Consider the following 24,472-nt stretch of genomic DNA (forward strand, 5'->3'; position numbering starts at 1 on the left):
CGGGCTATTCGTCTGTGGGGTATAGTTGCCCCAACAAACAAATCAATAGTCACAAGGAGGCGTTGCGAGATGTCCAATATGACTCATGTACCAGCCGCTGGCGGCCTGCAGGCGGAGCCGATCAGACGGACGATCCGGAGCGAAGCGCTGCGCAGGATGCGCAGGCACTGGCAGCTTTACATTCTTATTTTGCTGCCGCTGCTTTATTTCATTTTATTCAAATATGTACCGATTTTGGGCGTTCAGATCGCCTTCAAGGATCTAAGCCCGAAGCTGGGGATTTGGGGCAGCCCGTGGGTAGGCTTTAAGCATTTTGAAGCGTTTTTCAATCATCCGAGCTTCTGGATTCTGATCAAGAACACGCTCTTCCTTAGCTTGTACACGCTGGCGATCGGGTTTCCCGCACCGATTCTGCTCGCCCTTATGATGAATGAGCTGAAAAACGGCTTATTCAAACGTACGGTTCAAATGGTCACCTACGCGCCATACTTCATTTCGACCGTCGTCATGGTATCGATGATTCTGCTTTTTCTGGCACCGCGGATTGGCGTTATCGATCATATCCGGACAGCGCTGGGGTTTGAGTCCGTCAACTACATCGGCGATGCATCTATGTTCAAGACGATCTTCGTGTTATCTGACGTATGGCAATACATGGGGTACAGCGCCATCATTTATATCGCCGCGCTTGCAGGGGTTAATCCGCAGCTGTACGAAGCATCCAAGCTGGACGGCGCCAGCCGGCTGCAGAAAATCATTCACATCGATCTGCCGAGCATCATGCCGATTATGGTGCTGCTGCTAGTCTTGAATATGGGGCAATTGTTGAACATCGGCTTCGAGAAGGTATATTTGCTGCAAAATCCGTTGAACACCAGCTCTTCCGAGATTATCTCCACTTATGTGTATAAGGTAGGCCTGGTTCAAGCGAACTACAGCTTCTCGGCTGCTGTCGGGCTATTTAATTCATTGATTAACTTGATGTTGATACTGCTTGCCAACTTCGGGGCAAGACGCGCAACAGGATCGGGGTTGTTCTAATGATGGCGAAATCCAACGTAATCAAAGAACCGTTGTCGGACAAAATTTTGCTTACTTTCATTTACGTCATATTGTTCGCCATAATGATCGTTGTGCTTTACCCGCTTATTTATATCGTCAGCTCGTCATTCAGCTCTCCGCAGGCGGTCGTAGCCGGACGGGTATGGCTGTTCCCTGTAGAGCTTTCGCTTAAAGGATATACGGCAGTACTGAGCAACCCGCGTATTTGGTCAGGCTATTACAACTCGATCTTCTATATGTGCGCCGGTACGTTGATCAGCGTTTTTCTAACGTTTGCGCTCGCTTATCCATTATCGAAGCGCACCTTCTATGGCAGATCGCTCATTATGTATCTCATTATCGTGACGATGATCTTCAGCGGCGGTCTCATTCCGTACTACTTAACGGTTAAAAGCCTGGGAATGATCGATACGCGCTGGGCTTTGCTGCTGCCGCAGGCGATTGCGGTATGGCAGGTATTCATCGCCAAAACGTTCTTTCAGGAGACGATACCGGAGGAATTGAACGAAGCGGCGGATATCGACGGCTGCAGCGATCTCCGGTTCCTGTGGTCGATTGTGCTCCCGCTCTCGAAGCCGGTTGTCGCCGTGCTTGCGCTCATGTACGCCGTGACAGCCTGGAACGCTTATTTCGATGCGTTAATTTTTCTCAAGAACGTGAATTTGTATCCGCTCCAGCTGATTCTGCGTGAAATTCTGATCCAGAATTCCGTGGATAACTCGATGATGGTTGACGTTCGGACAATGGAAGCCAGACAAGGAATGAAGGATTTGCTAAAGTTCTCGCTGATCGTCGTTTCCAGTCTGCCGGTCCTTATCATATATCCATTTGTTCAGAAGCATTTCGTAAAGGGGGTCATGATCGGTTCTCTTAAAGGTTAAAATAGACAGATTATAATTGGAGAAATACCCAAGTAGTATCCATAACGATTCTGAAGGGGTGTCCGAATGAGAAGATCATGGAAATTAATGGCGGGTGTTGTTTTGGCTGCGGCGCTAATTGTGAGCGCTTGCTCGAAAAACGATAATTCGGCTGGACAAGGAACGAATGGAAGCGCTGAAGGCGGAGAGGCGCATGCACCGGTCCAATTGACCGCGTTCATCAATCAAACGCCTAACCTCGCGAGCTTGGACAACCCATTTACGAAACAGGTGGAACAGAAGGCGAATGTCAAGCTGGCATTTACAGTCGGGCCGCCAAACGATAACAATGATAAGCGCAATGTGCTCATGGCGAGCGGCGATTATCCGGAAATTTTTCTTAGCGGAAACTTCACGCCTGCCGAGCAGATGAAATTCGGCAAGCAAGGCGTGTTCTTGCCGCTTAATGATCTTATCGATAAATACGCACCGAATATTAAGGAAATTTTTGAAGAGCGCCCGGATTTGAAAACAGCGGTAACGTCCTCGGACGGCAACATTTACGGCATGCCGCAGGTGAACGAATGCTATCACTGCTGGTATGCGCAGAAGCTGTGGATCAACCAGAAGTGGCTCGACAAGCTCGGACTGGAAATGCCGGCAACAACGGAGGAATACGCCAATGTACTGCGCGCGTTCAAAACGAAGGATCCGAACGGAAACGGCATAGCGGACGAGGTTCCGCTCAGCGGCGCGCTTTACACTTGGCACGGTGACATTACAGGCTTTCTGATGAATCCGTTCATTTATAACAACGGTGACGGCCAATCGTATTCGTATCTCCGCGTCAAGGATGGACAAGTACAGCTTTCCGCTAACCAGCCCGAATGGAAAGACGGTCTTCGCTATCTGGCGTCGTTATACAAGGAGGGCTTAATTGATCCTCAGGCCTTCACGCAAAATCAGGAAGGACTGCAGCAGCTTGGCAACAACGCCGGCGATACGATTCTGGGTTCATTCGCGATTGGCCACGTCCAAATGGCGGTAGCCGCAACGGATGAACGCAACCTTGATTATGTCGCTGTTCCGCCGCTTAAAGGGCCTAACGGGGTACAGCTTTCCGGCTATTACAAATCGGTCGGCAACCAGGGCCGTTTTGTAATCACAGACAAAGCGGATGAAGAGCAGCAAATTGCGGCGATTAAGATGCTGGATTACCTTTGGACCGAGGAAGGGACTTGGGGACAAGTATTCTCGGTCGAAGGACATTCGTGGAGCAAAGCAAGCGCCGGTCAGCTTAATGTGAACGGCAAGCCTGCCAGCTATCAGGTTGACCCGTCTTACAGAAGCGAAACGGTTCATTCGGACGGCTGGGATCAAGCCGGTCCTGATTTTAGGCCGCGTGACCGCTTCGAATCGGAAGCCGTCTCCCAGGACATGCTGTCGCCTGAAGGGTACGAGCTGCGTCTGGTGACGGAGACGAAGAAATACGACGGCTTCGAGCCGAAAGAAAATGAAATGTTCCCGGTCGATATTTTCATCAGCGCCGAGGACGGGGAGAAATCCGCTCAATTCAAAGCGACGATTGAAGATTACGTGAAATCGAATATGCTGCAGTTCATTACCGGACACAAGGATATCGAGAAAGACTGGGACAGCTATGTGCAAGGCTTCGGCGGTCTGAAGCTGAATGATTATTTGAAAATTTTGCAAAGCGCATATGACGCCAACTTGAACAAAATGAAATAACGGGCATTACAGTGTGTAAAAGGCGGCCTGCGGCATTGCGCTGCAGGCCGTCATCTCAAAAGACGATCAGAATGAAGGAAGTGAGACAATGAGGAGCCAGGAGCGCTTGCGCATTCAAAATCCGATTTTGCCGGGCTTTAACCCGGACCCGTCCATTGTAAGAGTTGGCGATGATTATTATGTAGCGACTTCAACCTTTCAATGGTTTCCAGGCGTACAAATCCATCACTCGCGCGATCTTATTCATTGGCAGCTGCTTGCCCGTCCGTTGGACCGGTTAAGCCAGCTTAATATGGCCGGCAATCCGGATTCGGGGGGCGTATGGGCGCCATGCCTCACCTATAATGACGGCTTGTTTTATTTGGTCTACACGGATGTGAAAAGCCATGCAGGCGCTTATAAAGATACCCATAATTATGTCGTAACCGCTCCGGATATTAAGGGCCCATGGTCGGATCCCGTTTATTTAAACAGCAGCGGCTTCGATCCGTCGTTGTTCCATGATGACGACGGAAGGAAGTGGGTCGTCAATATGCAATGGGATTACCGCAAAGACCGGAATCCTTTCAACGGAATCTACTTGCGGGAATATTCCATAGAGAAGCGGCGGCTAATAGGTCCTTCCTATTTCATCTATCAAGGCTCTGAGCTGGGGCTAACGGAAGGGCCTCATTTATACAAGAAAGACGGTTATTATTATTTGATGGTTGCGGAAGGCGGAACAAGCTATGAGCACGCGGTAACGCTGGCGCGTTCCAAGACGCTTACCGGTCCGTATGAAACGGATCCCGGTGCGCCGATGCTTACCTCTCACCATAAGCCGGACTTGCTGCTGCAAAAAGCCGGGCATGCCAGCCTGGTGCATACCCAAAGCGACGAGTGGTACATCGTCCATTTATGCGGCCGGCCGCTCAATACGGAAGATAGACGATGCAATCTCGGCAGGGAAACGGCTATCCAGCGCTGCGTCTGGTCGGAGGATGGATGGCTGCGCCTCGCCGAGGGCGGAAACGACCCTCAGCATTCGGTGCAAGCCCCTGCGCTGCCGGAGCATCCGTTCCCGCAGCAAGCGGAAAGGGAAGATTTTGACGGAAACGAGCTCAGTATTCATTGGCAGTCCCTCCGCCAGCCTTTCTCGGAAGACTGGCTGTCGCTGACCGAGCGCCCCGGATATTTGCGCCTGAAAGGCATGGAGTCGCCGAATTCGCGCTTCCGGCACAGCCTGATCGGGCGGCGCCAGCAAGCGTTCCGGTGCGAGGCAGAGACGGCTGCCGAGTTCGAGCCGGAAACGTACCAGCAGATGGCCGGCTTAATCTACTATTACAATTCGCAAAACTATTATTATTTGCGCATCGGTTACGACGAAGAAGCAGGAACGAATCTTGCGGTTGTTGCGAACGATCATGGTATCTATTGCGAGCATACAGAGCCGCATATCCCGGTTCCTGCGGGGAAACGCGTTTATTTGCGTTTGCAATTAAACGACTGCGATTTGCAATTCTATTATTCATTGGATGGCAGAGAGTGGAGTGCGATAGGACCGGTTCTGGATGCGAGCAAAATATCCGACGAATACGCTACGCATTTGGTTGACGGTTATTTCACCGATTGGGGTTTCACGGGCGCCTTCATCGGATTATGCGCCCATGATTTGTCCGGCGGCCGCAAGCCGGCGGATTTCGACTACTTCCGCTATCAGGAAAAAGAGTGATTACGGGTGACTCCTATAGGCCCAAATTGCCCATCTTCATCCGGGTTATTTCAACCGGGTATTCAAGCAGGCCTACGGGATGTCGCCGGTGCAAATGCTGAAGATGCTAAGGCTTCGCAAGGCTGTTCAGCTTTTGGAGGAGCAGGGCAATACGCTGGAGTCGATCTCCGCTGTATGCGGTTTTGGAGATGCCGCTTATTTCAGCAAGGTGTTCAAGGAGAGTGTAGGTAAAACGCCGGGCGAATACCGAAAAAGCATCAGCACGGCAAAAGAAGGCTCCGTTTCGATGATTTCTAATCTTTGATCAAATTTTCGTTCGTCCCAAAGCGTCCATATTACAAACGAGGAGTGTGGAAAATGAAGCAGCGCATTTATATCGTAGGCGCCGGAGCCATTGCCGGATACCATGCCGAGGCCATCGCCCATTTATCGGAATCTGAAGCTGACCGTCCTTCGCTTTTTGTAACGGACGTGAATCATACGGCTTTAGCGGAGTTTGTCAAACGGTTCCCTTGGGCAACCCCGTTTGAGGATTTGATGTCGGTGCTGAGCGAGCCGGCTCAGGAGGACGATGTCGTCATTGTGGCGACACCGCCTTTGACGCATGCGGATATTTCATGCCGCGCGCTCCGTTCAGGCCGGCATGTTCTGTGCGAGAAGCCGCTTGCGATGAACAAGGAGGAGGCGGCGCTGATGCTCCAGGCGGCAGAGGAAGCGGGAAAACGGCTTGGCTGCTGCAGCTCCCGGTTCGCCGGCCTTCGGATCACCGAGGAGGTTAAAGCGATTCTCGGGCAAGGCGGGCTGGGGGAGGTTTATCAGGTTCAATGGGTTCAGCGGCGTAAAAGAGCCCGGACCGGCATCGAATACCAGCCGTCGAGCCGCTGGTTTCTGAACCGGTCGGTAAGCGGAGGCGGCACCTTGATGGATTGGGGACCTTACGACATCGCAAGCTTGACCGAAGTGCTCCAGCCCGTCAAGGTGGAGGTTCTTCATGCTTGGATGACAGATCCTAAGACGGAGCACCCGCTCGCCGCCGGGGTCTTGTCCGATGTGGAGCAGCATGTCGGAGCGACGATGAAGTTTCATTTGCCGGGCGGGAGCGTTGTGCCGGTTCATTACGAGCGCGCGGCTTGCTGCCACGGTGAAGAAAGAAGCGTGACGGAAATCGAGGGGACGGCGGGCGCACTGGAGTGGGATTGGCTTTGTCTGGATGGCGAAGGCGACCTGATTCGTCATTATGACGTTAACGGGGAGCCGGCTGTCAGCCGCGTCCGCGTGGCAAACGCACCGCTAGGGATGATGGATAAGCCGATCGTCTATTTCCTGCAAGCGGTTGCCGGACAAGCTTCCCCCGCAATCGTTAACGAGCAGGCCGTTTTCAACTTCAGCATTCTCTCCTCCATTTATGACTGCATCCGGACCGGAGAAGTACAAGCTGTCGCGTTGGAGGGGAGCCGGTGAAAAACGTTTATGCGATGGATACGTTTTTTTATCATAGTCTGGGCAATTATCCGTTCGATGTTCGATGCCAAATGCTGCGCGGGCTCGGCTATGACGCCGCATATTTAACCTTATGGGACGAGCAGGCCTGGAAGGATCTCGACCGGCTGCCGTTCGTGAAAGACGAGTATGGATTGGAGGTCGAGGCCGTCTATGCGGTGCTCGACCTCACGCAAGCGAAGGATCATCCGGAAGCGGCAAAAATCGCAGCGATGCTTGAGCGGCTGCAAGGCTGCAGCCGGCTTGAGCTTGCGCTTACGATGGGAGATTCCGGGTATGAGCCGTCGGACCCGGAAGGAGACCGTTTGGCGCTCGAATGGTTGACGTATTTACTGCCGATCGCACAGCGGAATAACATCCGAATCTCGCTCTACCACCATGTCTTCTTCTGGCTGGAGCGGTGGGAGGATGCGCTTAGGCTGGTTAAACAGCTTAATCATCCGCTGCTCGGGATGACTTTCAGCTCGTTCCATTGGTTCGCAATCGACGGAAAGCGCCTGAACGAGGCATTTTCCGCTTGCGCGCCGTATCTTCACGCGGTGAATATTTGCGGAAGCCGCAAGCAAGCGCCGACAGCAGGCCTGCCGGCTTCCATCGAATGCATTGACCAGGGCGAGCTGGACGTTTTTAGCTTCCTGGGCGCGTTGAAGAAGCATGGCTACGACGGAGCGATCGGATTTCAAGGCTACGGCATGGGGGGAGACGTGTACGGCAATCTGGAACGGAACAAGAAAACGTACGGTCTGATGAAGCAGCGGCTCGATAAGCATCCGGCCTGGAGCTCGCTATGAGCATTGGCCAAAGCTGCCGGCGGGAGAAGGGTATTATGCCTTGATCCTGTGTATTTTGTTTTACGACATGCTTTAAGATAAATTGCATTCCGCCATCCGCCATAGAGCGAATAGATGAAAAAAACAGCAGCCTACAGGAGACGCTTGTTCCTGAAAGCTGCTGTTTGTCGATGACAGGGAGGCTCATGATTTGCGCATGCCGCTCCAAGACAGGCGGCGTATATCGGAAGCGGTCCGGCCGGTCACCTGCTTTACCATGCGGGCAAAGTGATGCGATGTCTTGAAGCCGCAGCGATGGGCGATTTCGGTCACGTTCAGCCCGGTGCTGGTGAGCAGCTCCACCGCCCGGGAAATCCGGTAGTTCCATAGATAGGCGATTGGAGTTGACTGCTCATATTGTTTGAACAACCGCACCAGATGCTCGGGAGACAGCCCTGCCCGGTCCGCCAGCTCCGCAAGCGACAGATCCTCCATGTAATGCTCGAAAATAAAGGATAACACGGAATAGACGGCAGGGTGCTTCTCCTTTTGAAGGAGCACTCTCTTGGATTCGGTGGGATATAGATGGAGGGCGGCTAATCCGAGACTAACGACAGCCGGGTCCTCGAAAGGGGCATACCGCTGTACATTCAGCATGAGATCGAGCAGCCGGTTCATCTCCTCTGTGAGCGGCAGACACTCCGGAAGCTGTTCCAACGCAAGCCGTGTATGATCGGATATATGGTTCAAATGGACAGTGATCCAGCGGTGCCAGGTCTCTTCGGTTCTGGAGAAGGTGAAGGATTCCTCGCAGCCGGGCTTAAGCATAATGACGTGACCGGGACTAACGCTAATCATTCTTCCATCGACAGTGACATTCATCTCGCCGGTATAGAGCATGACGAGCTGAATATCCTGCTGGACGCGGGGACCAAAACGGCCTCCGGGCGGATATACGATGGAGCCGGCTGCAGCATGGGCTATATCTTCTTGGATCGAGAGAGTCAGCGGACTAATAGACAAAGGTTTCGCCCCCGGGAATCGAGTTGGCAATTAGGGTACACCATATCAATTAGGTATACAAAATTGCAATTTACAGCTATAGCTTCGGCAGTGTACGCTAAGTATGCCTGGATGAGGAATCGAGATCAATAATCGAAGGTAAATGTAACATGAATGCCTATTATAAGCAACATCAGGAGCGTGCCGTTTGATTGGTTCGATGCCGTTAACGGACACATTTATGACATCCGAAGCAGAGCTTCGATACGATGCTTCGATACGAAGGAGAGACTATCCGATGACTACCTATGACAGCTTCCAAAGCTATAGTTCTCCGACATACGGTACGATCTTCGCCGGCCATTTCAATGAGAACGATCAGTATGCGACCAGCCGCCCGGCGGGGATGTCCGACTGGCTGCTTACTTATACAGTTGAGGGAAACGGTTATTTCCGCACGCCCGCAGGCGAGAAAAGCTGCTCTGCGGGCGACGTCGCCTTATTGCGAAAAGGCGTTCCCCACCAATATGGAACGGCAGCGGGCGGCCGGTGGAATTTCATTTGGGCGCATTTTCCAGACTTGACCGAAACGAATTATTTGCCTGAGGAAGAGCTCCTCATTCAGCCTTTGGGAAACGCCCATTTGCAAAATCGAGTCTATTATGCGCTTAGGAATGTGCTTCAGGACTCCAGAGAACAACGCTCCTTCTGGCTGCCGCTATGCGAAAATGAAATTAGAGGGATATTGCTGCTAATGGCGGAACGCGGACGCAGGAAGGTTGATCCGCGGGTGGAGGAGTCTCTGCATTATTTATCCAGACATATGAAGGAAGCGATAAAAATCGCGGATATCGCGAAATCCGTAGGCCTTTCAAGCTCAAGACTGTCTCATTTGTTCAAAGCAGAGACGGGCACCACGCTAGTAGAGACGCTTAAAGTGATGCGGATTCGGCAGGCTGCCCTGCTTATCAAGCATTCAGGCCGGACGGCAGCCGAAGCAGCATTCGATGTCGGCTTTCAAAATTATAATCACTTCGCTTCGCTGTTCCGCGAGCAGATGGGGGCGAGCCCGAGGGAGTACCGCCGGATGGCGGAAGCGGGTGAAGGGAACTAAATCCAATAGATTGAGTTCCAGACAGGTTAACGTTTATAATAATACGAGAATATTCCAAAAGAAAAGGTGTCATTCATGAGTATATTAAACGTAGAACGACTAAGTCACGGCTTTGGAGACCGCGCGATCTTCAACGACGTATCCTTCCGCCTGCTTAAAGGCGAGCACATTGGACTCATCGGCGCTAACGGCGAGGGCAAGTCCACCTTCATGAACATCATTACGGGCAAGCTTCAGCCGGATGACGGCAAGGTTGAATGGTCCAAGCGGATGCGCGTCGGCTATCTCGATCAGCATGCGGTGCTCAGCAAAGGGCTGACCATGCGCGATGTCCTGAAGGGAGCCTTTCAATACTTGTTCGATATGGAACAAGAAATGAATGATATGTACGGAAGGATGGGCGATGTAACGCCGGAGGAACTCGAGCAGATGCTTGAGGATGTCGGTACGATTCAGGATACGCTGACGAGCCAGGATTTTTATCTGATCGATGCGAAGATCGAAGAAACCGCCCGCGGTCTGGGGCTTACCGATATTGGACTGGATAAGGACGTTAACGACCTTAGCGGTGGTCAGCGGACGAAGGTATTGCTGGCGAAGCTGCTGCTCGAAAAGCCGGACATTCTGCTCCTCGACGAGCCTACGAACTACCTCGATGAGCAGCATATCGAGTGGCTGAAGCGCTACCTGCAGGAGTATGAGAATGCGTTCATTCTCATTTCACACGATATCCCGTTCCTTAACAGCGTAATTAACCTGATCTATCATATGGAGAATCAAGAGTTAAACCGCTACGTTGGAGATTACGAGCATTTCCAGCAGGTTCACGAAATGAAAAAACAGCAGCTTGAATCCGCCTTTAAGCGGCAACAGCAGGAAATTGCGGATCTGAAAGATTTTGTAGCCCGGAATAAGGCGAGCGTTGCGACGCGGAATATGGCGATGTCCAGACAAAAGAAGCTCGATAAGATGGAAGTGATCGAGCTGGCTAAGGAGAAGCCGAAGCCGCAGTTCAACTTTAAGGACGGAAGAACTTCCGGCAAGCTGATATTCGAGACGAAGGAGCTCGTTATCGGTTATGACAGCCCCTTATCCAGACCGCTTGACCTCCGCATGGAACGCGGACAGAAGATTGCGCTTGTCGGCGCGAACGGAATCGGTAAAACGACGCTGCTGCGGAGCATTTTAGGCGAGATTCAGGCGTTGTCCGGCACTGTTCAGCGGGGAGAGCATCTGCAAATCGGCTATTTCCAACAAGAAATGAAGGAAACGAATTACAATACCTGCATCGAGGAAGTGTGGAAGGAATTCCCTTCTTTCACGCAGTTCGAGGTGCGCGCGGCACTGGCCAAGTGCGGGCTCACGACCAAGCATATCGAGAGCAAAATTGCCGTGCTCAGCGGCGGTGAGAAAGCTAAGGTTCGCCTTTGCAAGCTGATTAACAGCGAAACGAACCTGCTCGTGCTGGATGAGCCGACTAACCACTTGGATGTGGATGCTAAGGATGAGCTAAAGCGCGCCCTTAAGGCGTACAAAGGCAGCATCCTGCTTATTTCCCACGAACCGGAATTTTATCGCGATGTCGTTACGGATACATGGAATTGCGAATCATGGACGACGAAAGTATTTTAGACGGTAATCGGTAATGCTTTCAAAAGGGGTTGCCCTCAAGTGGTTTTTGCTACTTATGGGGCAGCCCTCTTTTCTTATTGGGAATCTCGGGAAAGGAGAAAGTCCAGAGATGCTAAAAATCGGTGATTTTTCAAAGTTGAGCCGCGTTTCTGTCAAAACGTTACGATTTTATGATGCTCTGGGACTGTTGAGACCGGTTGTCGTGGACGCGAACAACGGTTACCGCTACTATTCGGAAGAACAGCTTTTGACAATAAAGCGAATAGCCGCATTTAAAGATCAAGGTTTCACATTGGAGCAGATCATTCCCTTTATTGGGGAAAATATATCGCTAGAAGCAGTGAAAAACAAGCTGGCAGATAAACAAACAGAGCTCCACCGCACCATAGAAGAGGCAAAAAATCAGCTGAATGAAATCCAAGGAAGGCTTCAACGCGTCGAAGAATCCAATGCTTTTTATGCAGCGGCTCATTCCGTCACCATTCGCAGAGTAGATTCGCAGCTGGCAGCCTCTTTACGTTCATTAGTCCCTCTTGCACAACTCTGTCTGCTGCTTGACGAGGTCACGCAGTACGTCCGCTCATACGGCGAGGATCACGGAAGCTCATTGATAATATTAAGGCATGATCAGGATACAGAAACGAATCTGGTCGATATCGAGGTGGCCTTACCCATTCCGAACCCTATTCCCGGCAGCAACAGAGTGAAGGTCGGCTTTTTGCCCGGGTTTAAGACAGCGGCCTCCCTTGTGCATCATTGCGATCCCTATCGTACTTCTTGTTCTGCTTCTGCCGAGTTGGAGGCATGGATTTCATTTAACGGTTACGCACGGGACAATACTGCCCCAATCCGGGAAACCTATTTAACGTCAGATAAAGATATTTATGGAAAAATGCGTCTGGCAGAATTACTCATACCGGTTGAGCTTGTAAAATAGCAAGTATTTATAACATGTGCCATTCTGCTTACAGCAGCCCGGTACATGTTTTTTTCTGTGTAAAAAGTCAACTCGCTTGACTCTCCCCTATACAGGAGGGTGTAAAGTGAGGCTAAGTATAAATAAGGAGTGAAGAGACATGAAGAGACTGAATGGAAAAGCGGCATTAGTAACAGGTGGCAGCAGAGGAATCGGGGAAGGGATAGCGTTAAGGCTTGCGGAAGAGGGTGCGCTTGTAGCTGTACACTACGGCAATAACCAAGAAGCAGCGGCGAATGTTGTAAGGTCCATTGAAGAGAAAGGTGGTAAAGCTTTTGCAGTCGGCGCAAGGCTTGAATCCGTTGCTGGCGTGAAACAATTGATCCAATCTATAGAGGAGGAACTCACTCGAATTACCGGAGACAGCAGGTTCGATATTCTTATTAATAATGCCGGGATAGGGACCTCGAAGACATTGGAAGAGACGACAGAGGAAGCATTCGATGAAGTGTTTGCAGTTAACGTAAAAGCGCCTTTTTTTCTCGTTCAGCAAGCGCTGCCCCTGCTGCGTAACGAAGGGCGCATCATTAACATCTCATCCGGTGTGACTCGAATCGCATACCCGCATATCATGGCCTATAATCTTACCAAAGGAGCTATAAATACATTTACACTGCATCTTGCGCAATGGCTTGGACCTCGCGGAATCACGGTGAACGCCGTTCTTCCCGGAATTGTAGATACAGATGTGAATGCCTCTTGGCTGCATACGCCGGAAGGACAAAAGCTGGCGTCCGAAATGTCCGCCCTCGGAAGAGTTGGACAGCCTTCCGACATTGCGGATATTGTCGCTTTTTTATCCTCAACAGAAAGCCGCTGGGTAACCGGGCAATTAATCGACGCAACAGGCGGATCGCATTTATAAGATTATAATGGACACAGGCATACACCCCTTAGAATGATAAAAGCTGTTCCATTTGCGCTTTAGTTCCGGATTTGGCTAGCGGCGTATTGATGAGAAAGAGTGTAGACAACTAAGCATACAGATGCTAGGTTTAAGGCAGCTGGTTTAACCACAAGCTATTTAATGAGGCTTGTCTGATTGTTTGAATTTAATGACGAAAAGTAGGTTTTAAAGGATGACCCATACGAATAACGAGCCGCATATTTACCGTTTTAGCGAGGCGCCCATTTGGGAGCTGCAGCGTGAATATTTTGAAGAGCAGGGCATTAAGGCTTGGCAGAGCGGGGAAGTGCCGCATTATATTACGAATAATCCAGTCATTGCAGGAGCCTATGCGGAAATGATATTTGGATTTCTTCAGGATAGAGCGAGGCTGGGCCATAGCGCGGAACCGGTTACGATTCTTGAGCTTGGAGCGGGCCCGGGCCGATTAGCGCATCATGTGCTTAAGGAGCTGGGCGGACTGAATGATTATGCAGGTATGGCGCTTCCGCCATTTCGCTATGTAATGAGTGATTTGCCTGTCAAAAATATTACCTATTGGCAGCAGCATCCGAGCTTGCAGCCCTTCATCCTGCAGGGGGTATTGGATTTTGCCCAGTTCGATGCGGCGCAGGATACGGAACTGCATTTGACGCAGTCGGGCATCACAATACGGCCTGCCGACCTGAAGCAGCCGCTGCTCGTTATCGCGAATTACTTCTTTGACAGCATCCCGCAGGAATTGCTTTATGTGGATGAAGGGAAAATTTATGAGAGCAGGGTGTCCCTGCAGTTTCCGGATGAGGCTGATGCGCTTACCGCATCGGAAATGCTGGGGAAGGCCGTCCCCGAATATCACTATCGCAGAGCAGTCGAATACGAGCAGGAGTCGTATCCTTACCGTGACGTTATTGAGCTGTATAAGAATAAGCTTGAGGATTCGCATATTCTGTTTCCGGCGATTGGGCTGGACTGCTTAGAACGGCTCGGCTGGTTATCGCAGGAGGGTTTTGTCCTGCTCACGGCGGATAAAGGCGACCACCGGATAGAAAATTGGGAGTTCGCAGAACCGCCTAAGCTGATTCATCACGGAAGCTTTTCTTTAACGGCAAACTACCATGCGATTCAGCATGTTTTTGGGCAAAAGGGCGCATTGTCCTGCTTCACCGCGCATCACTATAAAAACTTGAATGTGGGCTGCATGCTTATGCTGCAAAGCCCGGCGGGCTACGTCAATACGCGCTTAGCCTACCGCCGGTTTGTCGAACGTTTTGGACCGGATGATTTTTTTAGCATGAAACTATGGTTTGACGAGCATTTGGAGGAAATGGCACTGTCCCAAATCCTTGCCTTTTGGCGGTTGAGCCGCTATGATGCGCAATTGTTCATTCAAAGCTCCAAGCACATTATGCTGCTGCTTGAAGATAGCGGCGAGGAGGAAATCGATGATCTCCGCCAAGGCATACATGCGATGTGGACAGGCTATTACAAGGTGGACGAGAAGTATGACATAGCACGCGACTGCGGTGTACTGCTTTTTCAGCTGGAGCAGTACGAAGATGCGCAGATTTTCTTCGAACGGTCGCTTTCGGCGTACGAGGCGACTGCCGATCTGCTGTATCAACTGGCGATCTGCTGCTGTGAGACGGGTAGTGAAGCGGCTGCGTCGGATTATGCGAATCGCGTGTTGGCGCTTGATCCTGAGCATGAGGGAGCGCTGGCGCTTATCACGCTTTTATAAAGTAAACGGGTTTCGATCCGGAGTTTTGCAGCTCGATCCATGCTCGACCTATATGTTGTTCCAAACGATCATCGCGCGAACAAGGACGTCTGATGGCAGGCACAGGCGGCCCATACCAGACATTGGCCAAGCTGTTCGGGGGCCAGGGTACGATCAACGTCAATTCCTGGTCGCCTGCAAGCGGGTATACGCGCCTGATTCGATTATGTAAAAAAGTGATATAGTTTCATTTCATAAAACTAAATCGCGCTCGGTGTGGGAGAACGGCGGATTAGTTCTATTTTGCAAACGTAATCGGTCCTTTTTAGAAGCTGCTCTCCCAATACGCTGTTTAATTGATCAAAATCAAACTAAATGGGCGCTATCGGATAACTAACTTCAAATAGATTCAACAAATCGAATTAAACTGTATTCGGCTCGATTTTCTATCCCGTTGAATTTCTAGTTAAATTTTGTGCTAGCAGCCAGTATTATCGGCTGCCTTTTCCCTGCTAACGGGCAGGATAACGTAAAAAAGGTGCGACATTTGCCTGTTTTTTTAAATATAGATAATGGGAGGTGTTGGTTTCTGTTTAAAAAAATTTCGTAGTCTTTGGCAGATTTGTATAATAGCAATCGAAAAGAAATCTAGCTGCCGATTCATGTTAAAATAGGTGTAGGTAAATTATGTATCTTAGCCACCAAGGAGGTTGTGTAATGGGAACAGACAATCCGGTAACGATAACAGTGGAAACGATCGTTCATTCTCCCATCGAAAGCGTGTGGGAATATTGGACAGATCCGAAGCATATCACGCAATGGAATAAGGCTTCCGATGACTGGCACACGCCATACGCCGAGAATGATCTGAAGGTCGGCGGTAAATTTCTCTCGAGAATGGAAGCCAAAGACGGCAGCTTTGGATTTGATTTCAGCGGAGTATACGACGAGGTGAGCATTAACGAGAGCATCTCTTATACGATCGCCGACGGTAGAAAAGTGAAGAATGTTTTTACACGCCAAGACAACGACACGAAAATCATCACATCGTTCGAAGCAGAAGAGACCAACACCGTCGAGATGCAACAAGCCGGGTGGCAGGCGATTTTAGACAATTTCAAAAAATATGTGAAAACGGCTAAAGAGGAATAAGAAACTTTCGCAGCCTTAGAAGCGCATGCCGACATCGGCATGCGCTTTGCTATGTACGCCCGGCATGAGTGTCATCTCTACGGTAAAAGTTGCGATGGGGTGCTTTCAAACGCCTGCCATGAATCCGGAGCAAGTGTCTTGTATTGTTCTGCTCGGTCGTATGCCGCCGGGGCGGAGCAGGCTAAGGAAATCGCCGCTAAGACGCATAATAGCGCACTTAGACGGCGATTTTTTATACCTTTCTGAGCACATACAGCAAGCGATAAATCAGTTCGGCGCACTCAGCCCGCGTCGACTTCTTATCCGTATTGATCGGGAACTCGTCATTCTCTTTGATGATTCCCTCTCGCAGCAAATGGTCTACCGCTTGCTCGGACCAAGCATCGTAGCCCCTTGGCAAGCCGAACTTGAGCAGCGTTCCTGTGCTTGACGGCTTGTAGCCGCCATACAGCAGCGCTTGATTGAAAATTTCAAGCGTCTCCTGCTGCGTAATCGTCTGATTCGGGCGGAACATTCCGTCCGTACATCGTATTAGAGTTAATGAACAGCAGCTCATTCGTATCGGATGCCGTTGCATACAGATCTCGGAGCCCGTATCGAGTTTAACCTCCGACACAACCGGCTTGTAGACCCATGCTGCGCTTACTGACGGAAGATTGGCTGGACTCAGGTTCAACAGCATCATCGCGATACCGCAAAGCAGCACGCACTTTCGTACAAATCGTTTACTCATAACGAACAAAAACTCCTTCTCTCAAAGCCAAATAGACATTCAACTATTATAAGCCGAAAGAAAGAGCTGGTCGCGGAAATGCGAGCTTCCAATTTATTCAAATCACTGAACTCGTAAACAGTGAAAAAAGTAGTACCGATTACTCTATAAATGTCTACATAACAACAATAAAATATTTAATAGCAGTAATTTTTTATTGTAAAACGATAAACTTCGTGTTAAATTCAAATTGAAAATAAATAAATGAGGCGCTATTTATGAAACGAGGAACAACACTCTTTTTAAAGGTAGCTGTTATTCTAATTGGAATCCCAGTTCTTGCTTTGTGCATATTTTTGGTGCCTGAGATAGCGATTTTTGAAGCAGGATTGTATCCGGACATTACTTATGAAATATCTTGTTTTAATCGATTTGTATGCATCGGCGATACCTTATTACTTTGCTCTGTATCAAGCTTTTAAACTTTTAAGCTATATTGACAAGAACAATTACCACAAAAGCTCTAAAGATATTGTCGAAATAAGTATGTCGAAAATAATAAAAATGATCATTGAAAATGACACGAAGCCGAATAACAAACTACAAGGGAAATCGCGGATATGTCGCAATTCCATAGCAAGTGCTCCGAATAATGGAGTGCTAATGGGGGCTGTTTCCGATTTTTTCTTCCGTATATTTTGTCGATAAATATTTTTCAGTTACACCAGCTTATGACAGGCTTCGTAACGATCGTCTGGTACTATTTTTTGAGTTACTCTTTTTGGCTTAGGAGCAAACTACATCAATAGAGGAGATGGTCCGTATTACACAGAAGAAATGTATTGCTATGTTACTTGCAGGTGGGGAAGGAAAACGGCTTGCTCCGCTAACCCAGAAGCTCGCTAAGCCGGCGGTGCCATTCGGTGGTCAATATCGCATTATTGATTTTCCGCTCAGCAATTGTTTGAATTCAGGAATCGACACGATTGGGGTATTGACCCAGTACAAGGCGGAGACCTTGCATACGCATATTAAAGACGGCGGATTATGGTTGAATGACAAAGAAACCGAAATTACGCTTCTTGATGCCAGTCGTCAGGCTAATGGCCTCTATACGGGAACGGCTGATGCTATCTACAAAAATTTGGAATACATAAAGCAACATAATCCGGAGCACGTGCTATTGCTCTCTGGGGATCATATTTATAAGATGGATTATAACGCCATGATTCAGTTCCATGAGGAAAGCGGAGCAGAAGCCACGATCTCGGTAAAGCAGGTTCCGTGGAAAGACGCACATCAATTCGGCATTATGAACGTAGACGATTCGTATAAAGTAACTGATTTTCTCGAAAAGCCATCCAAGCCTGAGAGTAATCTTGCTTCAATGGGCATTTACATATTCCGTTGGTCGTTCCTAAAGCGTTATTTGCTCCAGGATGCTGAGAATGAGCTTTCTTCTCATGACTTCGGAAAGGACCTCATCCCTCAGATGCTGGCGGCCGGGTCGAATGTGTATGCTTATCCTTTCCAGGGATATTGGCGTGATGTGGGCACGGTGGAGAGCCTTTGGGAGGCACATATGGAGGTGCTCGGCGGTGAGATCGTTCTTGATGACGGACAATGGCCGATGTACACAAATAAGCGTCTTCAGCCATCGACAACGAATCTCTGCCCGACTGCTGAATCTCATAAATCGATGATTCATCCCGATAGCATAATTGAAGGAGAGTTAGTGCGATCCGTCGTATTTAGCGGCGTACATATCGGCCCAGGATGCGAAATCCGGGAAAGCATCATTATGCCGGACGTCAAAATCGGAAGCAATGTCCAAATCTATAAAGCTATTATTGGCGAGGGAAGTGTGATCGAAGACGGGGCAGTTATAGGGAAACCGAATGGAGAAATTACCGCGATCGGTAAGGACGAGTTCATTTCAGCCGACTCTTCACCTGTTCTTGACATCATTATTGCTTAAATAGTTTGTGAAAAAAGCTTATCCGCCTAAAAAAGCTGGAACATGAGATAATTATGTTCCAACTCAGGCTGTCGAGAAACCTCGACAGCTATTTTTACGTCCATTGTTACGCCTGGCAATGTATATGATGCATAGCCCCCACCTTTTGAATAGATGAGGGCTATTTGAAGAATGAAAAGGCTAAAGCTACCCGGCGAGGAGATAACATCATTGAAACCAATAATACAACTACTGCATTTTGGCTATCATCAGGCGATGAGCTGCATATTTCCTATTGCGATCTTTGGGACTTTAGCTCTTTCTAGCGTAATAGAGGTGCCTTTCATTTACCGTTATGATGCCATTCTTCTTATACTGCTTACAGTGCAGTACCTCATGTACCGCAGTGGATTAGAGACGCGCGATGAAATTAAAGTTATCTGTATATTTCACTGTATTGGTTTGTTGCTGGAAATATACAAGGTAAGGATGGGATCATGGTCATACCCTGAGCCCGGGCTTACAAAGCTGTTCGGTGTACCGCTCTATAGCGGATTTATGTATGCAAGTGTCGCAAGCTTTATGTGTCAGGTATGGCGTAGACTGAAGATGGACATGACCGGCTGGCCGGGGCTTACTTCTGCGGGATTACTAGGAGGAGCCATCTATCTGAACTTTTTCACACATCATTTCATTCCTGATTTTCGTTGGTGGCTGACGGCGCTTGTGCTCATTGTCTTTTGGAGAACATGGATCATATATCGGGTACGGACCATTACTTATCGAATGCCCTTGACATTGGCTTTTTTCATAGTAGGTTTTTTCATCTGGTTAGCCGAAAATATAGCTACATTTTTTCATGCTTGGAAATATCCTGACCAGTACCAAGCCTGGCAATTGGTTAGTTTCAGTAAGATCAGTTCGTGGTTCCTTCTGGTAATCATTAGCGTCATTATTGTTGCCCAGCTTAAACATGTTAAAGCTAGCCGGAAAACGAAAGATTCATGGTCCAGCTAAGGTGGTGATAATTTTGCACATAGTAAGATACTTAATTTTATGGATTTCTTTTATCATTTTGTTCAGCGTTGCTGCAGTGGGCTTGGAACTAATAGAAGGATATAAAATCACCACAAGCGAATATTATGGTCTTCGTAATATAGGTTTTATTTTTATGACGATGATGTTTCTTATTGCATCTGTCTTCTATCCTGTTATTTTAATACCGTTATCTATCGTTATTAGCAAAATCGTGACGGTTGCGCTTGGTCGGGTGCTGCTGTACTCCATGCTGGGTGGAATAGGAGGAATCTTCATATTCCATAAGTTTTACAGTGACCACTTTATTCAGGAATACAATCTGAATATTAGCAGCTCCATTTTAATCTTCGGAACTGTTGGTTTCATGTATGCCCTGATCGATAATTATCTCCAACGTGGGCAGTCTCCATTACGCTAGCGGGACACGATAGTTGAATAACACATTGATGAGCAGGCGCTGCGGTGACCTGCTCATTTTATATTAAACGGAGTTTATTTTTGTTACTATTAGCTTTCGAATTCCTCAGCCGGATTCACATGAGCATGATCCTCTTCATTGTCCCGAATCGTTTTCTGAAGAACAAGGCAAGCCACGATTAGAAATGCACCGGCGATAGAATAGTAGCCTTTCACATATAAAGGCTCTTCAAGTGTGAAGATGCCGATATATTGTGCGAGAATTGCGATAATAAAGCCGGCCCATGCCATGAACGTGAAAGCAGAGGTGTTGCGACTTCTGTGTCCTGGATTGTAGTCCTTAAGATATTGGTCTTCGTCATTATCACGTGCTATCTTCTGGAGAAGGAAGGAGGTGATGATCAAGAGCACGCCGGTTACCGCATAATAGCCCTGTACGGACATTGGCTGCTTGAGTGTATAGATGCCGATAAACTCGAAGCTGCAGGCGATGATAAATGCAGCCCATGCCATGAAGGTATAGGTCGGTGTATTGCGACGACGATAAAAGTTAGCTGGCTTGCGAAGGTGCAGTATATCCATTTTTTCCATTTGAGTTGCCTCCCGAATCGAGTTAAATGATCGTTCTTGATGTCTTAAATTTACAGCTGATTGCAATTGTGAAATAGTACCAACTTTCTATAGTACCAGGTACTAGGTTAGGTCGTATTAATATTTACAATATGAAACATGTAATATGATCTAGTAATATAGGCTAGGAAGTAGGGGGATAAAGGAGAGGAATCTATATTAAAAGCGGCGTTCATTTAATCATTAAGCTCCGAAGAACGAGCCCGAAAGATGTCTTCATTCTTATGATAGATGTATAGACATCTTTATTTTGGAACAGACTCTTCAGATGTCGGGCTAACCGTATTTTGGTTATCTTGCTGCTCCCAGAGGTGAGCGGCAGCCTCCCGTTCTCATTCCTAATTGATTGTAATATTCTTTTATATTCACAATAGTCTGACCGTGTGTGGCCTGAGCAATCATCTGAGCGATTTCTTCAACATTTACGGTTCTGTTCTCTAGAAGAGCATCAAATGTGTGCTTGATTTCTTTAGGAAACACATTTCCAGCTTTACTGGACAAGCCGTTACATCCACCTATTACAATATAGGATACTAGGTTTACATCACCTGCTGCGAACCGAACAAACGATTCAGGTAACAGCGTGTCTCTATGACGATGTTACTATTCCATGGTGATGAAATCCTGCGGATGAGTGAGTATATGTGAGATAAACCCTTAAAACCGAGGGACGGGTACGATAGCTCAATAAGCACGAAGAGACGGCAGCTGGTGAATTGGCTGCCGTTTTCTCAACTAACGGGCAGATTAACGCAACATTCGGTATATTTTTAGCGTTTGATTTTTGAGTTTATTTGTTAAAGAAGGCGAGTATTCTGAAATGGAGCAACTCAGAAGCCATCATTTTAGTTGAAACTTTAGAAATTTAGGATGTAGGGAGTGGTATAATTGACGAATTCATCTCGGGTGGTCTTTATAGGGGCATTGTTGATATTGATCTTATCTGCCTGTACGAATCAAAGAACCGTTGACATGGCATCGAGTAACTATGGTAACACTGAGGGAAAAATTAATACAGTGACCTCATCTGGAACAGAACAAAACATAGTACCAAAAGAGAAAACCACCCCCTCGAGCCAAGAGAATACAGACACTAATAAAATGAAAGCGATAAAAGATGCCCAGGAGCTCCTAGAACTTATTAAGGAAAAAGATTCAGATAAATTATTAGGATTACTTAATAAGTCTGCCCTTTCTCGACTAGATATTGAAGGAGTAAATATAATAATTGAAGGCTTCGATGTAAATTTTGACCTGAAATCCCTATCAGTACAAATCAATAATGATGGACCTGCAATGTATCCTGAAGGTGGTCAGTATGAATTCGTTTTGGTGGATAAGAATTTTAAGGGAAATCATGTAGAGAATTCGTTAGTTATTCAATATCAAGAAGATGGCGGTATTGTCTACCACAACCCTTATATAACGTATTTTCCTTATGCTAAGAAAATGGTTGTTAAATATTTAGACCTTATTGATGAGGGGAACACAACCGAATTGGCTGGGTTTTTAAACCCCGACGATGTTGACGTTCCTGATTGGGTTGCTGATGACATAATACGCAATTATAAGAATTTTTTAAATTCCGAGAGCATGTCAGTCCGTTATAAAAATCGGTTTACTTTCGTGATAGAGGACAGCAATGGTAAAGAACACGAAATTGAAGTGATTTACGATGTTGGCTTGATGAATATAAAAGATGAATTTATACCCAATTTTTAATTTGACTAACGGATACTATAGCGTAACGATCATCAGGACGAGGCTGCCGGTATGGGACGGCAGCCTCGTTGAGCTCCCATGGAAGAACGCAATTACTTCGATAATCTGTGGTATCGCGTAAGCGGCATGGATGGACGGGTACGATAGTTCAATGATGGCAGCGGGAACCAGTCCTTTGAGGGGGCGGTTTTTTTCAATACATAAGATAAGTTATTTACTGAAAACGCCGTTACGTAACTGGTAAATTACAGCAACAAAAGGCAGGATATCGCAAAGTTCGCAAATGTGAAATCTACAAATCCTAAGGGGCCTACTGTGGAAACAATAAAAGGACTATGTGCTTACTATTACCTTGGATTAGTTATTGGTTATTTCAGAAAACAAGAAATTATCGAGTGGACTGATCAGGTAATAGAGAAACATCGTGATTTTCCTAATGAGATAATTGAAGTATCTTTGTCGGGCAAAAAAACAATTGAAGATATAGGAGGTATTCGGTTTAGTTGGAGCAGCGGACGACGGAGTTAATTTAATCGTCATTAAGCTCCCATGAAAATTAACTCCATTTTCATCATCTGTGGTGCGGCGCTTTCGCTGCATGTGTGGCTAATGGGAACGATAGCATTCCAATCAAGCTGCGATTACGAAAACCAGATTCCCTTATAGAGTAAAGGGGTCGGTTTTTTCATGCAATGAATTGCTTAGCGTACGATTATTTCCGTTTCGTGAGGTGGCCCCTTATTGACTAATATCCATGACCGAGATCATTTCCAGCCATGTCATTGGCTTTATTGCGGTATAGAAAGTTCCGTGTTGAAGTCCAAACTGTGGATCGGTGAAACTCTCCTGCACCTTGTTTGGGCGCCGGATTAATTTTTGCTGCTGCGGTAAAAGGAAGGGGCGGTACCTTCGACCGTTTTAAAGAACCGGCTGAATGCATGGATATTCGGAAAACCCATCTTTTCCGCAATGATCGTCAGCGGGTCTGTCGTGAACTGGATCAAATGCCGGGCGGCATGAACGCGCATGAGCTGGTGGTATTGGATCGGACTCATGCCAAAAGCTTTCTGGAAGAGACGGGCCAGATAATGCTTGCTGATCCCCGACATCTTCGCGATCTCATCCAGACTCACCTTCCGGCTCGTATTGTGCATCAGGTATTGTTTGATATGCATTAATGCGTGCATGTTCGTTTCAAGATGAGGGTTGAGGTGCCAATAATTTTCCCGCAGCAATTGAATCCACAGTTGAATGAACAATCCTTTAACCTTGAACTCGTAAAAGGGCATTTTCGTTTCATATTCGTAGATAATGTCCATTAGCATTTTCTCGATCAGAATCGGGTTTTTCAGCCGCAAATGGCTGGATAACGGGACCGGCATTTCGTCGATGATGTCTTCCCTGAACCAAGTATGTTCGTCGACGCTAATCTCTTCAAGCGGCCGAAAGGAAACCTTGACTTTATCGCTGTCCTCCGAATAAAAGAAATCAAAGTGGAGATGAGGCTGCCTAAGCCGCTGCCCTTCGACTTTGACGATTTTGTGCCGCTGTTTCGGACGGAACAGGAAAATATCCCCGCGAACTCCTTCATAGACGGCATCTTCAATGGTGACGATGACTTTACCCTCCATAATATACAACAGCTCATAATCGAACAGCACACGCTCCTGAATGACCCAAGGACGCTCAACGGTATTATCCATGGCAACGCGAATGTAAGGGGAAATTTGATGCAGGATCATACGACTACCGCCTTTTCATCGATTTTTGTAAGCGTAACATAAAAGCAATAAATGATAAATATAAAATAAGCTTTGCTAAATACAATCAGATTTTATGAGAGTATTATTGGCTTATACTTC

23 protein-coding genes and 2 pseudogenes are annotated in these 24,472 nt (G+C 47.8%); 19 read left to right on the forward strand and 6 right to left on the reverse strand.

Annotated elements, in window-relative coordinates; translation table 11 throughout:
• Positions 1 to 69: 69 nt before the first annotated feature.
• The 7 genes from AC0YNZ_RS27555 to AC0YNZ_RS27585 all read left to right on the forward strand — a co-directional run bounded on the left by AC0YNZ_RS27555 (position 70) and on the right by AC0YNZ_RS27585 (position 7,673).
• Positions 70 to 1,041: an ABC transporter permease gene (locus tag AC0YNZ_RS27555; RefSeq protein ID WP_475829646.1), complete on the forward strand. Its 972-nt coding sequence runs from the start codon at positions 70 to 72 to the stop codon at positions 1,039 to 1,041.
• A 2-nt stretch (positions 1,042 to 1,043) separates the two neighbouring features.
• Entirely contained in the window at positions 1,044 to 1,943 is a 900-nt protein-coding gene (locus tag AC0YNZ_RS27560) for a carbohydrate ABC transporter permease (protein ID WP_475829689.1), read from the forward strand.
• A gap of 66 nt (positions 1,944 to 2,009) precedes the next feature.
• Complete coding sequence (locus AC0YNZ_RS27565) at positions 2,010 to 3,671, forward strand: ABC transporter substrate-binding protein (RefSeq protein ID WP_475829647.1); 1,662 nt, start codon at positions 2,010 to 2,012, stop codon at positions 3,669 to 3,671.
• Positions 3,672 to 3,759: 88 nt separating this feature from the next.
• Positions 3,760 to 5,382, forward strand: a complete 1,623-nt coding sequence (locus AC0YNZ_RS27570; protein ID WP_475829648.1) for a glycoside hydrolase family 43 protein — start codon at positions 3,760 to 3,762, stop codon at positions 5,380 to 5,382.
• Positions 5,383 to 5,407: 25 nt separating this feature from the next.
• On the forward strand, positions 5,408 to 5,686 hold the full coding sequence (locus tag AC0YNZ_RS27575) for a helix-turn-helix domain-containing protein (RefSeq protein ID WP_475829690.1): 279 nt from the start codon (positions 5,408 to 5,410) through the stop codon (positions 5,684 to 5,686).
• 53 nt (positions 5,687 to 5,739) lie between these two features.
• Positions 5,740 to 6,843, forward strand: a complete 1,104-nt coding sequence (locus tag AC0YNZ_RS27580; protein ID WP_475829649.1) for a Gfo/Idh/MocA family protein — start codon at positions 5,740 to 5,742, stop codon at positions 6,841 to 6,843.
• Entirely contained in the window at positions 6,840 to 7,673 is an 834-nt protein-coding gene (locus AC0YNZ_RS27585) for a sugar phosphate isomerase/epimerase family protein (protein ID WP_475829650.1), read from the forward strand. The genes AC0YNZ_RS27580 and AC0YNZ_RS27585 overlap by 4 nt, the downstream gene beginning before the upstream one ends.
• Before the next feature lie 183 nt (positions 7,674 to 7,856).
• Here AC0YNZ_RS27585 and AC0YNZ_RS27590 read toward each other — a convergent pair whose 3' ends face one another.
• Entirely contained in the window at positions 7,857 to 8,675 is an 819-nt protein-coding gene (locus tag AC0YNZ_RS27590; protein WP_475829651.1) for a helix-turn-helix domain-containing protein, read from the reverse strand.
• A gap of 187 nt (positions 8,676 to 8,862) precedes the next feature.
• Here AC0YNZ_RS27590 and AC0YNZ_RS27595 point away from each other — a divergent pair, with 187 nt between their 5' ends.
• From AC0YNZ_RS27595 to AC0YNZ_RS27620, 6 genes are all read left to right on the forward strand, one after another.
• Positions 8,863 to 9,768, forward strand: coding sequence for a helix-turn-helix domain-containing protein (locus AC0YNZ_RS27595; RefSeq protein WP_475829652.1), 906 nt, complete (start codon positions 8,863 to 8,865; stop codon positions 9,766 to 9,768).
• Positions 9,769 to 9,843: 75 nt separating this feature from the next.
• Positions 9,844 to 11,400 (forward strand): ABC-F family ATP-binding cassette domain-containing protein, encoded by a 1,557-nt coding sequence (locus AC0YNZ_RS27600; protein ID WP_110773548.1) that lies wholly within the window; start codon positions 9,844 to 9,846, stop codon positions 11,398 to 11,400.
• A gap of 13 nt (positions 11,401 to 11,413) precedes the next feature.
• Positions 11,414 to 12,337, forward strand: a complete 924-nt coding sequence (locus AC0YNZ_RS27605) for a MerR family transcriptional regulator (protein ID WP_475829653.1) — start codon at positions 11,414 to 11,416, stop codon at positions 12,335 to 12,337.
• 139 nt (positions 12,338 to 12,476) lie between these two features.
• Positions 12,477 to 13,241, forward strand: coding sequence for an SDR family oxidoreductase (locus AC0YNZ_RS27610; protein WP_475829654.1), 765 nt, complete (start codon positions 12,477 to 12,479; stop codon positions 13,239 to 13,241).
• 214 nt (positions 13,242 to 13,455) lie between these two features.
• On the forward strand, positions 13,456 to 15,003 hold the full coding sequence (locus AC0YNZ_RS27615; RefSeq protein ID WP_475829655.1) for a tetratricopeptide repeat protein: 1,548 nt from the start codon (positions 13,456 to 13,458) through the stop codon (positions 15,001 to 15,003).
• Between the two features lie 696 nt (positions 15,004 to 15,699).
• The gene (locus AC0YNZ_RS27620) at positions 15,700 to 16,134 is read left to right on the forward strand and encodes an SRPBCC family protein (protein ID WP_475829656.1); all 435 of its coding nucleotides are present in this window, start codon (positions 15,700 to 15,702) and stop codon (positions 16,132 to 16,134) included.
• Positions 16,135 to 16,366: 232 nt separating this feature from the next.
• Here the strand turns inward: AC0YNZ_RS27620 and AC0YNZ_RS27625 are convergent, their stop codons facing one another.
• The gene (locus AC0YNZ_RS27625; protein WP_475829657.1) at positions 16,367 to 16,867 is read right to left on the reverse strand and encodes a hypothetical protein; all 501 of its coding nucleotides are present in this window, start codon (positions 16,865 to 16,867) and stop codon (positions 16,367 to 16,369) included.
• Between the two features lie 257 nt (positions 16,868 to 17,124).
• Here AC0YNZ_RS27625 and AC0YNZ_RS27630 point away from each other — a divergent pair.
• The 4 genes and pseudogenes from AC0YNZ_RS27630 to AC0YNZ_RS27645 all read left to right on the forward strand — a co-directional run.
• Positions 17,125 to 17,356 (forward strand): annotated as a pseudogene (locus tag AC0YNZ_RS27630) (DUF2975 domain-containing protein); the annotation flags it as partial.
• Between the two features lie 304 nt (positions 17,357 to 17,660).
• Positions 17,661 to 18,824 carry a glucose-1-phosphate adenylyltransferase gene (locus tag AC0YNZ_RS27635; protein WP_475829658.1) on the forward strand — a complete coding sequence of 388 codons (1,164 nt, stop codon included), beginning with the start codon at positions 17,661 to 17,663 and terminating at the stop codon, positions 18,822 to 18,824.
• A 171-nt stretch (positions 18,825 to 18,995) separates the two neighbouring features.
• Complete coding sequence (locus AC0YNZ_RS27640) at positions 18,996 to 19,820, forward strand: DUF817 domain-containing protein (RefSeq protein WP_475829659.1); 825 nt, start codon at positions 18,996 to 18,998, stop codon at positions 19,818 to 19,820.
• 13 nt (positions 19,821 to 19,833) lie between these two features.
• Complete coding sequence (locus AC0YNZ_RS27645; RefSeq protein WP_475829660.1) at positions 19,834 to 20,259, forward strand: hypothetical protein; 426 nt, start codon at positions 19,834 to 19,836, stop codon at positions 20,257 to 20,259.
• Positions 20,260 to 20,348: 89 nt separating this feature from the next.
• On the opposite strand, the gene AC0YNZ_RS27650 is transcribed toward AC0YNZ_RS27645, so the two are convergent.
• From AC0YNZ_RS27650 to AC0YNZ_RS27660, 3 genes and pseudogenes are all read right to left on the reverse strand, one after another.
• A complete protein-coding gene (locus AC0YNZ_RS27650) occupies positions 20,349 to 20,549 on the reverse strand; it encodes a YiaA/YiaB family inner membrane protein (protein WP_475829691.1) in 201 nt (66 codons plus the stop codon).
• A 60-nt stretch (positions 20,550 to 20,609) separates the two neighbouring features.
• Positions 20,610 to 20,840: pseudogene (locus tag AC0YNZ_RS27655) on the reverse strand (YiaA/YiaB family inner membrane protein); the annotation flags it as partial.
• Positions 20,841 to 21,179: 339 nt separating this feature from the next.
• Positions 21,180 to 21,389 carry a hypothetical protein gene (locus tag AC0YNZ_RS27660; protein WP_475829661.1) on the reverse strand — a complete coding sequence of 70 codons (210 nt, stop codon included), beginning with the start codon at positions 21,387 to 21,389 and terminating at the stop codon, positions 21,180 to 21,182.
• Between the two features lie 387 nt (positions 21,390 to 21,776).
• Between AC0YNZ_RS27660 and AC0YNZ_RS27665 the strand changes: the two genes are divergently transcribed.
• Entirely contained in the window at positions 21,777 to 22,610 is an 834-nt protein-coding gene (locus AC0YNZ_RS27665) for a hypothetical protein (protein ID WP_475829662.1), read from the forward strand.
• Positions 22,611 to 22,925: 315 nt separating this feature from the next.
• Entirely contained in the window at positions 22,926 to 23,138 is a 213-nt protein-coding gene (locus AC0YNZ_RS27670) for a hypothetical protein (RefSeq protein WP_475829663.1), read from the forward strand.
• A 341-nt stretch (positions 23,139 to 23,479) separates the two neighbouring features.
• Here AC0YNZ_RS27670 and AC0YNZ_RS27675 read toward each other — a convergent pair whose 3' ends face one another.
• The gene (locus AC0YNZ_RS27675) at positions 23,480 to 24,352 is read right to left on the reverse strand and encodes an AraC family transcriptional regulator (RefSeq protein WP_475829664.1); all 873 of its coding nucleotides are present in this window, start codon (positions 24,350 to 24,352) and stop codon (positions 23,480 to 23,482) included.
• Positions 24,353 to 24,472 lie beyond the last annotated feature (120 nt).

The sequence above is a fragment of the Paenibacillus sp. J2L1-98 genome, assembly GCF_056269405.1.

What these genes read in the sequence shown, in the direction of transcription:
- AC0YNZ_RS27625 (WP_475829657.1), bottom strand. Translation starts at nt 16,867, where the DNA reads ATGAGTAAACGATTTGTACGAAAGTGCGTGCTGCTTTGCGGTATCGCG.
- AC0YNZ_RS27610 (WP_475829654.1), top strand. Translation starts at nt 12,477, where the DNA reads ATGAAGAGACTGAATGGAAAAGCGGCATTAGTAACAGGTGGCAGCAGA.
- AC0YNZ_RS27620 (WP_475829656.1), top strand. Translation starts at nt 15,700, where the DNA reads ATGGGAACAGACAATCCGGTAACGATAACAGTGGAAACGATCGTTCAT.
- AC0YNZ_RS27580 (WP_475829649.1), top strand. Translation starts at nt 5,740, where the DNA reads ATGAAGCAGCGCATTTATATCGTAGGCGCCGGAGCCATTGCCGGATAC.
- AC0YNZ_RS27635 (WP_475829658.1), top strand. Translation starts at nt 17,661, where the DNA reads ATGGTCCGTATTACACAGAAGAAATGTATTGCTATGTTACTTGCAGGT.
- AC0YNZ_RS27650 (WP_475829691.1), bottom strand. Translation starts at nt 20,549, where the DNA reads ATGGCATGGGCCGGCTTTATTATCGCAATTCTCGCACAATATATCGGC.
- AC0YNZ_RS27570 (WP_475829648.1), top strand. Translation starts at nt 3,760, where the DNA reads ATGAGGAGCCAGGAGCGCTTGCGCATTCAAAATCCGATTTTGCCGGGC.
- AC0YNZ_RS27675 (WP_475829664.1), bottom strand. Translation starts at nt 24,352, where the DNA reads ATGATCCTGCATCAAATTTCCCCTTACATTCGCGTTGCCATGGATAAT.
- AC0YNZ_RS27600 (WP_110773548.1), top strand. Translation starts at nt 9,844, where the DNA reads ATGAGTATATTAAACGTAGAACGACTAAGTCACGGCTTTGGAGACCGC.
- AC0YNZ_RS27640 (WP_475829659.1), top strand. Translation starts at nt 18,996, where the DNA reads ATGAAAAGGCTAAAGCTACCCGGCGAGGAGATAACATCATTGAAACCA.
- AC0YNZ_RS27565 (WP_475829647.1), top strand. Translation starts at nt 2,010, where the DNA reads ATGAGAAGATCATGGAAATTAATGGCGGGTGTTGTTTTGGCTGCGGCG.
- AC0YNZ_RS27555 (WP_475829646.1), top strand. Translation starts at nt 70, where the DNA reads ATGTCCAATATGACTCATGTACCAGCCGCTGGCGGCCTGCAGGCGGAG.
- AC0YNZ_RS27615 (WP_475829655.1), top strand. Translation starts at nt 13,456, where the DNA reads ATGACCCATACGAATAACGAGCCGCATATTTACCGTTTTAGCGAGGCG.
- AC0YNZ_RS27560 (WP_475829689.1), top strand. Translation starts at nt 1,044, where the DNA reads ATGGCGAAATCCAACGTAATCAAAGAACCGTTGTCGGACAAAATTTTG.
- AC0YNZ_RS27605 (WP_475829653.1), top strand. Translation starts at nt 11,414, where the DNA reads ATGCTTTCAAAAGGGGTTGCCCTCAAGTGGTTTTTGCTACTTATGGGG.